The organism is Clostridium sp. ATCC BAA-442 (assembly GCF_964239415.1).
GTDB lineage: Bacteria > Bacillota > Clostridia > Oscillospirales > Oscillospiraceae > Flavonifractor > Flavonifractor plautii.
In genome coordinates this window covers 1-12,060 of record NZ_CAXSQB010000072.1, presented here as the reverse complement: position 1 = coordinate 12,060, position 12,060 = coordinate 1, and the positions used below count along the sequence as shown (strand labels likewise).

The following is a 12,060-nucleotide window of genomic DNA, read 5'->3' as shown; positions in this document are numbered from 1 at the left end:
GGGGGCCGCCCGGGCGGCGCCCACGCCGGTAAACGGCTCGTCCAGCAGGTAGAGTCCGCCGCCGCAGGCCAGGGCGCGGGCCAGGGCCAGCCGCCGCCCCATGCCGCCGGAGAGGGCAGAGGGGCGGGCGTGCTCCTCCCCCTCCAGCTCGACCAGGGCCAGCCAGCGCCCCGTCTCCCCCCGGCGCGCCCGGGGGAGCACATCGGCGATGTGCTGCTCCACCGTCCGCCAGGGCAGCAGGCGGTTCTCCTGAAACAGGAGGGTGGGGCGGGGGGGAACCGTCACCACCCCGGCCGACCGCCGCTGGAGGCCCGCCAGCACCCGCAGCAGGGTGGTCTTGCCGCAGCCGGAGGGGCCGGACAGGGCGGTGATCCCCGTCTCCGGCAGCACCAGGGAGAAGTCGTCCAGCACCCGCTTTTCCCCATAACAGACCGTAATATGTTCCGCTGATATCACAGCTTCGCCCCCTTTCCCAGCCGCCGGAACAGGAGGCCCAGGGCGTACTCCAGCAGAAAGCTGAGGGCGATCACCACCGCCGTCCAGGCGAAGAGATCGGGGGTCTCCAGGGTGATCTTGGCCCGGTAGACCTGGGTGCCGATGGCCAGCCTGGGCTGGCAGAGCACCTCGGCAGCCACCCCCGCCTTCCAGGCCAGGCCCAGGCCGGTGGCGCAGCCGCTGGCGAAATAGGGCAGCACCGAGGGGACATACACCAGCCGGAGGGTCTTCCAGCGGCCGAAGCGGTAGGCCCGCGCCGCCTCCAGGAGCTGCCCGTCAGTCTGGCTGATACCTTTACAAACATTGCCCCACAGCACCGGCAGCACCATCAGCCCCGAGACGATGGCGGGCACCCGCCCCGTGGAGGCCCACAGGAGCACCAGCACGATGAAGGAGGCCACCGGCACGGCGCGGATCACCTTCACCATGGGCCGGAACAGCCAGTCCGCCCAGGAGAGGGCGGAGGTAATGACGGCCAACAGGGTGCCCGCCGCCGCCCCCAGGGCGAAGCCGCCGAAGATGCGGCCCAGGCTCACCGCCGCTGTCCGCCAGAAGGAGGGCCGGGCGGCCAGGGCGGCCAGCCGCTCCCACACCAGCAGGGGAGAGGGCAGGAGCAGGGCCCCATGTCCGGGGGTATATACTGTGTCCACCCAAATGGCCGCAAGCTGCCAAGCCCCCAGCCAGAAGGCCAGGGGCACGACAACGCGCAGTATTTTTTGTGTGGTTCGATTACGGAATATAGTAGAAATTATCATCCGGGATGGCCCCTCCGATCGAGGTGGGGTCGGCGGCATAGAGCACCTCATAGTAGTCGGAGATGCCCTTCAGCTCGTCGCCGGTCAGGCAGACCATGTTGGCCTGGGGGATGGCCGCCTTGGCGACGGCGGCCTTGGGGACGATGCCGTACTGCTCGACCAGGGCGGCAGCCTCCTCCGGGTGCTCATTCACATAGGTGATGGAGGCGGCGTACTCGGTGAGGAAGGCGTCCACCGCCTCCGGGTGCTCCTCCACGAAGTCGCTCCGGGCCACCACGCAGCCCATGGTAAAGGTACCGGCGGCCCCCACGTCCTGCCACACGTCGTTGAGATCGATGGCGTCCCGCACATCGGCGTTCTGCATCATGACGCTGGTGGCGGCGGGGACAGGGAGCATGCACAGATCGATCCCGCCGGAGGCCATGAGGGCCGTGACCTCCTCGCTGGTCTTCCACTCGATGGTCACGTCCTCGCCGGGGGTGAGGCCGCTCTCCTCCAGCAGGTAGTTGAGCACGTACTCGGTGTTGGTGCCCTGGTTGATGCTGTAGATGGTCTTCCCCGCCAGATCGGCCATGGAGTGGACCGTGTCGCCGTTCTCCAGGATGTGGAGCACGCCCAGGGTGTTGAGGGCCAGCAGCCTGATGCTGCCCGCCTTGTTGTAGAGGGTGGCCGCCAGGTTGGTGGGGACTGCGGCGATGTCCAGCTCGCCGTTGTTCAGCTTGGGCACAATATCGGTGGACGGGTCGGAGCCGATGGCATACTCATAGTGGTTGACCGTCTCCCCCGCGTCGCTGTCGGAGAGCAGTTTGGCCGCTCCCATGCCGGTGGGGCCGTTGAGCAGGCCCAGCCGGATGGTCTGGTAAGGGGCAACGGTCTCGGCCGGCGGGGTTTCCGCGACGGGGGAGGACGTCTCCGGCGCGGGGGACTCCTCCGGCCCGGCCTTGGGGGCGCACCCCGCAGCCAGGCCCAGCACCAGGGCCAGGCTCAGGCCCAGGGACAGCAGCTTCTGTTTCATGTCAATCTCTTCCTTTCCTAATTCTGTTCCAGCGCGTCCGGCTGAAGCACCTGCACCCGTCTGCCCTCCCGCCGGAGAACCCCCCGCCCGGCCAGGGCGTCCAGGGCGCGGTAGAGGGAGGCGCGGCTCACCCCCAGCCGCCGGGCCAGGCCGGCGGCAGAGCAGTCCAGCTCCACCCATCCCCCCTCCAGCCGGGAGAGCAGGTACTGGGCCACCTTCCGCTCGGCGCTGCCGGCGGTGAGGGCGTCGATCTTGCCGCTGAGAAAGCAGATGCGGCCGGACAGGTAGGCCACATAGTTGCGCCCCACCTCCGGAAAGCGGACCATCAGCTCCTCCACCAGCGCCTGGGGCAGAAGGAGCACCCGGCAGGGCGCGCGGGCGGTGAGGGTGGTGGCGTAGTCCGCCCGGTCGTTGAACAGGGCCGCCGCGCCGAAGAGATCCCCCGGTTCCAGCACGCTCATGATGAGCGCGCCCTTGTTCACCTGCACCCGGCCCTCCAGCACCACGCCCAGGCAGCGGCGGAAGGCGTGAGGGGCGTAAATCACCCCGCCCTTACCGTTCTCCTGCCGGAGTGTGCGGGGGTCGGTCCGGGCGAGCTCCACCGCCTCCGGCGGCGCACCCCGGAAGAGAAAGGTCTCCGCCAATCGGGCCCGCTCGGCCGCTTCCCGGCTGTCCATTGGCTCTCCCTCCCCCAAATCTGTCTCATACGGTACAGTTTAGTGTAGCACGTATTTTCCAAATGTCAAGCGCAAATGGGGCTGCTTTTCCATAGAATGGGGTAAAAAGGAGGTAACTGCCATGTCAAACTGCCGTCAGCCCGGCCGGGATGCCCGGGCCCAGGCCGAGTCCCAGGCCCAGGCCATCATCGCCCAGGGCCGCCGGATGGCCCGCCAGCGGCTGGAGGGCGCCCCTCTGGAGGAGGAGCCCATGAAGCGCTACGCCCATCCCATCCCCTACTGCATCGACTGTCCTACCCCGCCGCCCGCCGACGGGCTGGACCGGATTCTGGAGGCCCTGGCCTGCCAAAATCAGCTTCTGGTGGAGCTGCTGGGGGCCGTCAACGCGCTCACCGCCGCAACCCTGAGTATCCAGAGCCGCCTCTGAGTTCTTACAGATTCGTGAAGTTTGCAAACTTTCTCTTGTCAGACGGCTTCCCATTTTATATACTAGTGGTTGCTTGTTGACATAATCACACCTGAGAAAAGGGGGCGCCTCTCTGTGGCCCAACGCCGTCGCATCCGCAAAAAAAAGCGTGTCTCCCCCCTCCGCCGGGCGGGGAAGCTGGCATATCGCATCCTGGTGGTCCTGTCCGCCATCATCGTGGTACTCTACTGCGCCTATCGCCTGGCCTCCAAAAAGCCCACCCAGGCCCCGGAGCCCACACCGGAGGCCCCCGCCGGCTCCCTCTCCCCGGATCAGACCGAAGCGCCCGGCCGCCAGAGGCGGGAAGGGACATACACTTTTCTGCTGGCCGCCAGCGACCAGTCCAGCGGCAACGCCGACACCATCATTGTGGCCTCCTACGACACTGAGGCTCAGAAGGTGGGTATGGTCTCCGTCCCCCGGGACACCCTGCTGGAGAGCGGGAAGATCAACGCCGCCTACCACAAGGGGCCGGAGAACCTTCGGGATACCGTCTCCGACCTGCTGGGCGTGCCCATCGACTACTATGTGGCGGTGGACGTGGACGGCTTTGTGGCCCTGGTGGATGAGCTGGGCGGCATCGAGTTCGACGTACCGGTGCGCATGAGCTTTGACGATCCCACCCAGGACCTCCACATCCACTACCAGCCCGGCCTCCAGCACCTGACCGGCGAGGACGTGCTCAAGGTGGCCCGCTGCCGCAACAACTCCGACGGCCCCGGCTCCTACCCCGACAACCTGTACGGCGCCTATCCGGACGGAGACATCGGCCGCACCCGCACCCAGCAGCAGCTCATCGCCGCCATCCTGAAAAAAGCCCTGTCCAATCCGCAGAAGATCAACTCTTACGTGAACCTCTTCCTGGAGTATGTGGACACTGATCTGGAGTTCAGCGAGGCCCTCTGGTTTGCCCAGCCCGCCCTGGGCCTGGACTTCTCCACGGGCTTTGCCAGCGCCACCCTAGCGGGTGAGAATGTCTACTATGTGGACAGCCGGGGCTACCGCTGGGGCTCCTGCTACGAGCTGGACCCGGAGGCCGCCCTGGAGACCGTCAACTCCCTCATCAACCCCTACAACGCGCCGCTCACCGCGGCGGATCTCAACATTTTTCAGAAGCCGTGACAAAAAGGCGCCGCTGCAATGCAGCGGCGCCTTTTTGCCATGCCAGCAGATCGGGCCCGGGCAGATCCATCTCCCGCTTGCGGGCGGCGGAGTGGGCCAGCTTCTCCGCCAGGGCCGCCCGGTTTCCGGAGGCCAGCGCGTCCCGGTAGGACTGGAGGTTGTCCAGCAGCCGGTCCACCGCCGCCAGCAGGGCGGGCTGGTTGAGAGAGAAGAGCTGGGTCCACAGCCCCACGTCCAGGGCCGCCACCCGGGTACAGCCCCGGAAGGAGGAGCCCTCGAAGCCCCTGCACTGAAAGAGCTCCGGATCGTCGCACACCGACACGGCGATAAGGTGCATCATCTGGCTGGTGTAGGCGATCAGGGCGTCGTGGGCCTGGGCGGTGGTGCGGTATACGTCCTTGCAGCCGATATAGGCCGCCAGCCGCTCCAGCAGGGCAATGTGCTCCGGCCTGCTGTCATCCCGGGGCACCAGCAGGAAGTGGGAGTCCCGGAACATCTCCGCAAAGGCGTGCTCCACGCCGGAGAACTCGGTGCCCGCCATGGGGTGGCAGCCGATAAAATCCACGGTACCGGGCAGCACCTGGGCCGCCTCCAAAATGGCGGTCTTGACGCCGCACACGTCCCACACCAGGGCCCCCGGCTTGAACGCATCCCGATACCGGGCCAAGAAATCCACGATCCCCTGGGGGTGGAGGGCCAGGGCCACCACGTCGGCCTGGGGGAGCTCGGCGGCGGCGTCCTCGGTCACACGGTCGCCCACACCGTGCTCGGCGGCGTAGCGCAGGGTGGGCTGGGACACATCCACGCCCACAATCTCGAAATCCTCAAAGCCCTTTAAAGCCAGGGCCAGTGAGCCGCCAATTAAACCAAGGCCCACAATCAGCATCGTTTGTTTCATCGCGCACTCCTCTTCTTTACTGAGGGCCGGTCACAGCTCCCGCCCCACGCAGGGGGCCAGGGCGGTCAGCCTGCCCATGAGGGTGTCAAACTGGGCCGGGGTGATGGACTGGGCCCCGTCACAGAGGGCGTGGGGCGGGTCGTTGTGCACCTCGATGATGAGGCCGTCCGCCCCGGCGGCTACCGCCGCCAGACTCATGCGCTCCACCATCCACGCCTTGCCGCAGGCGTGGGAGGGGTCCACCACCACCGGCAGGTGGGAGAGCTGCTTCACCGCCAGCACGGCGGAGAGGTCCAGGGTGTTGCGGGTATAGGTCTCAAAGGTGCGGATACCCCGCTCGCAGAGGATGACCCGGTGGTTGCCCCCGGCCATGATGTACTCGGCGCTCATGAGCCACTCCTCAATGGTGGAGGACAGGCCGCGCTTGAGCAGGATGGGCTTGGAGGTCTTGCCCAACTGCTTGAGCAGGTCGAAGTTCTGCATGTTCCGGGCTCCCACCTGAATCACGTCCACGCACATCTCGAACATCTCCACGTTGTCGGTGGACATGATCTCGGTAACGATAGGCAGGCCGGTGGCCTCCTTTGCCTCCTGGAGCAGGCGGATGCCGTCGTTGCCCATGCCCTGGAAGGCATAGGGGGAGGTGCGGGGCTTGAAGGCGCCGCCCCGCAGGGCGGCGGCGCCGCTGGCCTTTACCGCCTGGGCCACCCCCACAATCTGCGCCTCGCTCTCCACCGAGCAGGGCCCGGCGATCACCGCCAGCCGGTTCCCGCCCACGCTGCGGCCATTGGACAGCTCAATCACCGTGTCCTCCGGGTGGTACTTCCGGTTGGCCTTCTTATAGGGCTCCGTGACCCGCATGACCCGCTCCACGCCGGGCAGCAGGGACAGCTTCTCCTGGTCGATGTGCTCGGCGTTGCCCTCTGCGCCCAGGATGGTGGTCTCCGCCCCCTTGGACACCATGACTTTGACGCCGCCCTCCTCCATGGTGTGTACGGCGGCCTCCAACTGCTCCGGGGTAAACTCCCGCTTCATAATGACAACCATATTCTGACTCCTTTCACAAACAAAGAACCCGCAGCCGCCCAAAGGCGGCCGCGGGTTCCATCGGCTCCAACTGCGGAGCGCCGGAAGATTCCTGACAGGCCGGTTATGGGCAGGCAAACAGACCGCTGGCAAAATAGCAGCGGTAATAGCCGTATGCATAACCGACGTACCTGCGCATGAACCTCTCACGCTCCTCTTGTAGAGCACTTTAGCACTTTTTGGCGCGAAAGTCAAGTGGAAATTTCACTTGAAATCCTACCTGTTCCATGGTATTATATTTGTCAGAAAAGGTAGGGATGTGCATGAAAATTTCCACGAAAGGCCGTTATGCGCTCCGCCTCATGCTGGATGTGGCCCTTCACAGCCATGGCGCGGCAGTTCCGCTGCGGGATGTGGCCCAGCGGCAGGAGATTTCCGATAAATATCTGGAGCAGATTGTAACTCAGCTCTCCCGGGCCGGGCTGGTTCGCTCGGTCCGGGGCGCGGGGGGCGGCTACCTCCTCACCCGTGAGCCAGAGGAGTACACCGTGGGGGAGATTCTGCGGGTGCTGGAGGGCAATCTGGCGCCGGTGAGCTGTGTGGATCAGGACGATACCTGCCGCTGCAACCGGGCCGACCGGTGCGTCACCGTAGAGGTGTGGCGGGACATTCAGGCCGCCGTCTCCAGCGTGGTGGACCGCCTGACCCTGGCCGACCTCGTGCGCCGCTATCATGAGAAGTGCCCCGCCGGGGCGTGAGCCGCCGGACCGCAATGCTGCAGCAGAGAAAACACGTCGCTCCCCGGTTGGGGAGCGACGTGTTTTGTTGTTTTGCCTGTCCGGCGGGCCCCTACTTCCCGATGGAGACGCAGGCGCCGTCCGGGTACCAGTTGGTGTGATAGCCCAGATCCTCCATCAGCGCCCGGACGCCCACATACTGTGTGCCGTTCATGTCCTTCACGGGCACGGACGCGGTCTTGCCGTCCAGGGTCACAGTGACGGAGCCGTCCGCCGCCCCGACGGAGGCGCCAATGCCGTTGACCATGTCGTTGAGGGGCACATAGATGGTGCCGGGCTCCACCACCAGTTCGCTGTTAAAGGTCAGAGGATCGCCCTGCCACACGACGGTGGGGACGGAGGTGTCCTTGGAGTAGACCAGCTCATTGCCCACATAGGTGGCCAGCACCTGGATGTCCTTGATATCGGCCTCCGGGCAGGTCATGTAGTCCCGGTCGATGACGATGAAGTCGGCCAGCTTGCCCGGCTCCAGGGAGCCCTTGAGTTCCTCCTCGAACTGGCCGTAGGCGGCCCAGATAGTGAAGGCCTTCAGGGCCTCCTCGCGGGTGACCTTTTGCCCCGGATACCAGCCGCCCTCCGGCTCGCCGGCGCGGGTCATGCGGGTGACGCCGGCATACAGGCCGTGGAAGGGATTGACCTTCTCCACGGGGGCGTCGGATCCGCCGATGATAATGCTGCCGGCATCCAGCACAGTGCGCCAGGCGTAGGCGGTCTTGATGCGCTCGGAGCCGATGCGGTCCTCCGCCATGTTAGAGTCGGAGGTGGCGTGGGTGAACTGCATGGCGGGCAGAATGCCCATATCCAGGGCCCGCTCCAGATCGTCGGGGGTCAGGATCTGGAAGTGCTCAATGCGCAGGCGGGCATCCTCGCGAGGGTTCTCCGCGATCACCCGCTCATAGGCGTCCAGAACCTGGTGGTTGGTGCCGTCGCCGATGGCGTGGACGCCGGTCTGGTAGCCGTTGTCATAAGCCAGCTTGATGGCCTCGTACATCTCCTCGTCGGCGAAGCGGTACTCGCCCTTGGTGCCGGGGGCGTCGCTGTAGTCCTCCAGCATGGCGGAGGAGCGGGAGCCCAGGGAGCCATCACCGATGATCTTCACGCTGCGCACCAGCATGTGGTTGTCGTACAACTCGCCGGTGGGGGCGTTCTCCCTAAGGTAGTCAGCCTCGGCACTGGTCAGATCGTTGGTGAGCATGACCATGGGGTAGGTGCGCAGCTTCAGCTCGCCGCTCTCATAGAGGGCCTTGAAGTTTTCCAGGCCCTGCACCGTGGTGCCGGCGTTGACCGCGCTGGTGAAGCCGTAGCTGAACAGCTCCTCCTGGGCCAGCAGGAGGGCCTGCTGCTGCTCCTCCACAGTGTAGGCGGGCACCAGGTTGCGCACCAAATTGATAGCGGTGTCGGTCAGGCAGCCCCAAACCTCACCGTCGTCGGTCTTGAAAATCTTACCGCCCTGGGGATCGGGGGTATCCTTGGTGATGCCCGCCAGCTCCAGGGCCTTGCTGTTGACCCAGCACATGTGGTTGTCCGAGCGGATCAGGATCACCGGGTTGTCAGGAGCCACCGCGTCCAGCTCCTCCTTGGTGGGGTAGCCCGGGGTCTCCCACAGGGTGTCCAGCCAGCCGGAGCCCTGAATCCACGCGCCGGGCTCGGCCTTCTCCGCCTCCTGGCGCACCAGCTCCAGAATGGCCTCCTTGCTCTTCCAGTAGGCGTCGATCTTCAACTGGTTCTCGCCCAGATTGTTGATGTGCATGTGGCCCTCGATGAGACCGGGCAACACGGTCTTGCCGCCCAGATCCGTGATCTGCGTGTCTGCGCCTATATAGGCCTCTGCGCCGGCCCGGTCGCCCACATACAGGATGCGGTCGTCCTTCACCGCCATGGCGGTGGCGGTGGAAAAGCTCTCATCCACGGTATAGATGTTGCCGTTGATGTAGATGCTGTCGGCCGTCTCCGCCGGTCCGGCCGCCAGCGCGGGCACCATTCCCGCCAGCATGGACAGGCTCAGTCCCGCTGCGCACAGCTTGCGCAGGTTCTTTCCGTTCACTTGTAACATTCCTCCCTTTTGATGTTTGAGACAGTGCTTGCAGGCTGCATAGGCAGATGTACCTGTTCATATATTACAATAATTTACCCCTCTTTTCTGTTAACAGCTTTACATTTTGCCGAAATTCTGAGAAAATAAAGGAGCCGGCGGCCCCTGGGGGTCCGCTCAAGTGCGGCGGGAGAGGAGAGACCTTCCATTGGAAACAGAAACACCCTGGCAAAAGCAGTGGATTCCACAGCAGCTTCCCTCGCTGGGGAGCGAGCGGTGGGATACGGTGTGGGACGAGCTCACGGAGGGCTTTCGCCGGGAAACCGTCCCGGCGGGCACGGTGTTCTATCAGCAGGGCGACCCGGCCCGCGAGGTGATTTTTCTGCAAACAGGGCAGATCCGGGTGGAGTGCATCCACAGCAGCGGGAAAAAGCGGGTGCTCTGCCTGCTCTTTGAGGGGATTCCCGTGGGAGAGGACGAGTGCCTGTTCGGCGGCCCGCGGGAATACCGGGCCGTCGCAGTCACTGCGTGTCAGATTTTCCGCATCCCGGCGGAGGTGTTCAAACGGCGGGCCGAGGCCTCTCCCGCCCTGGCACTGAAGCTGTTCCAGATCTCCGCCCGGAAGAGCCAGGTGCTTGGCCGCATGCTGATCCGCGACAGCTTTCTAAGCGTGCGGGGGCGTGTCATTCAGTTCCTGCTCTCCGTGTCAGAGCCATACGGTACAGAGGAGGGGGCGGGGGTCCGCCTCACTATCCGGCTGACCCACCAGGAGGTGGCCGATTTTCTGGGCATCTCCCGGGTGGTGGTGTCCCAGTGCTTTCAAAGCCTGAGCCGGGAGGGCCTGCTGAAAAAGACGCGCCAGCACTATCTGATCCCCGACCGTGCCGCCCTGGAGGCCCAGCTCCATACATAATATGGCTCCGGCCACAGGCAAAACGCCTGCGGCCGGAGCCATGCTGCCGATTGTGTCCACCGCGCTCTATTCACGCAAACAGCCCTGTAGAGAGGTAGCGCTCGCCAGTATCGGGGAGCACCACCGCGATGGTCTTGCCCCGCATGTCCGGCCGCTGGGCCAGGATGCGGGCCGCGTGGGCCGCCGCGCCGGAGGACACCCCGGCCAACACCCCCTCGGTACGGGCCAGCTCCCGGGCGGCGGCATAGGCCTCGTCGCCGGTGACGGCCACCACCTCGTCCACCACCCCCATGTCCAGGGTGCCGGGGACGAAGCCCGCGCCGATGCCCTGGATCTTATGGGGCCCCGGCCGGCCGCCGGAGAGGACGGGGGACTCAGCCGGCTCCACCGCCACCACGCGGATGGCGGGGTTCTGCTCCTTCAGATAGCGGCCCGCGCCAGTGATGGTGCCGCCGGAACCCACTCCCGCCACCAGCACGTCCACGCCGCCGTCGGTGTCCCGCCACAGCTCGGGACCGGTGGTCTCGTAGTGGGCGCGGGCGTTGGCGGGGTTGTTGAACTGGTCGGGCATCCACGCGCCTGGGGTGCTCTCCAGCAGCTCCTTCGCCCGCTCAATGGCGCCGCCCATACCCCGGGCTCCTTCGGTGAGCACCAGCTCCGCCCCCAGAGCGGCCAGCAGGCTGCGCCGCTCCTGACTCATGGTCTCCGGCATGGTGAGCACCACCCGGTAGCCCCGCTGGCGGCCGATGTAGGCCAGGGCCACGCCGGTGTTGCCGCTGGTGGGCTCCACAATCACCGCGCCGGGCTGGAGCAGGCCCCTCTCCTCGGCGTCCAAAATCATGTAAAGGCCTGCCCGGTCCTTGGCGGAGGACAGGGGGTTAAAGCTCTCCAGCTTGGCCAGCACCCCTGCCCCGGGGGCAAACCGCTCCAGCCGAAGCAGGGGGGTGTTCCCGATCAGCTCGGGCAGTGTATTTGCAATCTGCATAGGTAATACCTCCCTCATAATTTAGATTCTATTCAGCAGTATACCACCAAATTCCTACAAAATCAATAGGATTTTAGTCGGATGAGACGGGCCCCCAATCGGGGCGGCTGTGTGGACAGGACCTTAGAACACCGCCTGCACGGCGCCGGCATAGGTCTCGTCAATGAACGCCTTGACCTCGTCGCTGCACAGGGCCTTTGCCAGAGCCTGGATGGCGGGGTCGCTCTCCCGGCCCTCCTTGACGGCCAGCACATTGACATAAGCGGTGCCGGCGGTGCCCTCGGCGGACTCAATCGCCAGGGCGTCGGCCACCTTCAGATCGGCCTGGATGGCGTAGTTGCCGTTGATGACGGCAATGTCCAGGCTGCCCAGGGAGCGGGGGAGCTGGGCGGCCTCCATCTCCACGATCTCATAGTTGTGGGGGTTCTCCGCGATGTCCAGCTTGGTGGGCTCCAGGCCCACATCCTCCTTCAGCGTGATGAGGCCCTGCTCCTGGAGGAGCAGCAGGGCGCGGCCGCCGTTGGTGGGGTCGTTGGGCACGCCGATCTGCGCGCCGTCCTGGAGCTCCTCCAGGCTGGCGGTCTTGCCGGCGTAGATGCCGAAGGGCTCGTAGTGTACGTCTGCCACGCTCACCAGGTGGGTGCCGTTCTCGGTGTTGAAGTTGTTCAGATAGGTGATGTGCTGGAAGTAGTTGGCGTCAATGCTGCCGTTCTCCACCGCGGTGTTGGGCTGAATGTAGTCGGTAAACTCCACGATCTCCAGGTTGATTCCCTCCTCCGCCAGCAGTTCCTTCACCACGGCCAGGATCTCGGCGTGGGGAGCGGGAGAGGCGCCCACCTTCAGGGTGGTGCCCTCCAGGGAGCCGGTCTGGGTGGGGGC

General features: G+C 65.4%; 13 protein-coding genes. 4 read left to right on the top strand and 9 right to left on the bottom strand.

The features are described from left to right. The 4 genes from ACESY8_RS18450 to ACESY8_RS18435 all read right to left on the bottom strand — a co-directional run. Positions 1–456, bottom strand: a 456-nt coding sequence (locus tag ACESY8_RS18450; protein WP_498794922.1) for an ATP-binding cassette domain-containing protein, incomplete at its 3' end; no start/stop codon positions are given. Continuing rightward, positions 453–1,145 (bottom strand): ABC transporter permease, encoded by a 693-nt coding sequence (locus ACESY8_RS18445; protein ID WP_227111771.1) that lies wholly within the window; start codon positions 1,143–1,145, stop codon positions 453–455. The genes ACESY8_RS18445 and ACESY8_RS18450, both read right to left, overlap by 4 nt. A 79-nt stretch (positions 1,146–1,224) precedes the next feature. Further along, positions 1,225–2,265 carry an ABC transporter substrate-binding protein gene (locus tag ACESY8_RS18440; protein ID WP_054339332.1) on the bottom strand — a complete coding sequence of 347 codons (1,041 nt, stop codon included), beginning with the start codon at positions 2,263–2,265 and terminating at the stop codon, positions 1,225–1,227. Between the two features lie 17 nt (positions 2,266–2,282). After that, a complete protein-coding gene (locus tag ACESY8_RS18435) occupies positions 2,283–2,942 on the bottom strand; it encodes a Crp/Fnr family transcriptional regulator (protein ID WP_131971496.1) in 660 nt (219 codons plus the stop codon). Positions 2,943–3,063: 121 nt separating this feature from the next. Between ACESY8_RS18435 and ACESY8_RS18430 the strand changes: the two genes are divergently transcribed. Continuing rightward, positions 3,064–3,369, top strand: a complete 306-nt coding sequence (locus tag ACESY8_RS18430; protein WP_007495108.1) for a hypothetical protein — start codon at positions 3,064–3,066, stop codon at positions 3,367–3,369. Positions 3,370–3,483: 114 nt separating this feature from the next. Next, complete coding sequence (locus ACESY8_RS18425) at positions 3,484–4,530, top strand: LCP family protein (RefSeq protein ID WP_007495109.1); 1,047 nt, start codon at positions 3,484–3,486, stop codon at positions 4,528–4,530. Here ACESY8_RS18425 and ACESY8_RS18420 read toward each other — a convergent pair. Together ACESY8_RS18420 and aroF are read right to left on the bottom strand one after the other, a co-directional pair. Beyond that, entirely contained in the window at positions 4,508–5,428 is a 921-nt protein-coding gene (locus ACESY8_RS18420) for a prephenate dehydrogenase (RefSeq protein WP_498794921.1), read from the bottom strand. The two genes, ACESY8_RS18425 and ACESY8_RS18420, sit on opposite strands and share 23 nt — an antisense overlap. Positions 5,429–5,458: 30 nt before the next feature. Continuing rightward, on the bottom strand, positions 5,459–6,475 hold the full coding sequence (gene aroF / locus ACESY8_RS18415; RefSeq protein WP_007490073.1) for a 3-deoxy-7-phosphoheptulonate synthase: 1,017 nt from the start codon (positions 6,473–6,475) through the stop codon (positions 5,459–5,461). 302 nt (positions 6,476–6,777) lie between these two features. On the opposite strand from aroF, the gene ACESY8_RS18410 reads away from it, so the two are divergent. After that, the gene (locus ACESY8_RS18410) at positions 6,778–7,212 is read left to right on the top strand and encodes an RrF2 family transcriptional regulator (RefSeq protein WP_054339329.1); all 435 of its coding nucleotides are present in this window, start codon (positions 6,778–6,780) and stop codon (positions 7,210–7,212) included. Positions 7,213–7,303: 91 nt separating this feature from the next. Here ACESY8_RS18410 and ACESY8_RS18405 read toward each other — a convergent pair whose 3' ends face one another. Then, complete coding sequence (locus ACESY8_RS18405; protein WP_338154769.1) at positions 7,304–9,295, bottom strand: amidohydrolase family protein; 1,992 nt, start codon at positions 9,293–9,295, stop codon at positions 7,304–7,306. A 196-nt stretch (positions 9,296–9,491) separates the two neighbouring features. Here ACESY8_RS18405 and ACESY8_RS18400 point away from each other — a divergent pair, with 196 nt between their 5' ends. Next, positions 9,492–10,196: a Crp/Fnr family transcriptional regulator gene (locus ACESY8_RS18400; protein ID WP_054339328.1), complete on the top strand. Its 705-nt coding sequence runs from the start codon at positions 9,492–9,494 to the stop codon at positions 10,194–10,196. Between the two features lie 70 nt (positions 10,197–10,266). Here ACESY8_RS18400 and cysK read toward each other — a convergent pair whose 3' ends face one another. Both cysK and ACESY8_RS18390 read right to left on the bottom strand, forming a co-directional pair. Continuing rightward, positions 10,267–11,181 (bottom strand): cysteine synthase A, encoded by a 915-nt coding sequence (cysK, locus tag ACESY8_RS18395; protein ID WP_039996849.1) that lies wholly within the window; start codon positions 11,179–11,181, stop codon positions 10,267–10,269. A gap of 123 nt (positions 11,182–11,304) precedes the next feature. Further along, positions 11,305–12,060: MetQ/NlpA family ABC transporter substrate-binding protein (locus ACESY8_RS18390; protein ID WP_498794920.1), on the bottom strand; the 756-nt coding region annotated here is incomplete at its 5' end.

Coding starts and splice junctions, on each gene's coding strand:
- ACESY8_RS18430 (WP_007495108.1), top strand. CDS start 3,064: ATGTCAAACTGCCGTCAGCCCGGCCGGGATGCCCGGGCCCAGGCCGAG.
- ACESY8_RS18435 (WP_131971496.1), bottom strand. CDS start 2,942: ATGGACAGCCGGGAAGCGGCCGAGCGGGCCCGATTGGCGGAGACCTTT.
- ACESY8_RS18420 (WP_498794921.1), bottom strand. CDS start 5,428: ATGAAACAAACGATGCTGATTGTGGGCCTTGGTTTAATTGGCGGCTCA.
- aroF (WP_007490073.1), bottom strand. CDS start 6,475: ATGGTTGTCATTATGAAGCGGGAGTTTACCCCGGAGCAGTTGGAGGCC.
- cysK (WP_039996849.1), bottom strand. CDS start 11,181: ATGCAGATTGCAAATACACTGCCCGAGCTGATCGGGAACACCCCCCTG.
- ACESY8_RS18440 (WP_054339332.1), bottom strand. CDS start 2,265: ATGAAACAGAAGCTGCTGTCCCTGGGCCTGAGCCTGGCCCTGGTGCTG.
- ACESY8_RS18410 (WP_054339329.1), top strand. CDS start 6,778: ATGAAAATTTCCACGAAAGGCCGTTATGCGCTCCGCCTCATGCTGGAT.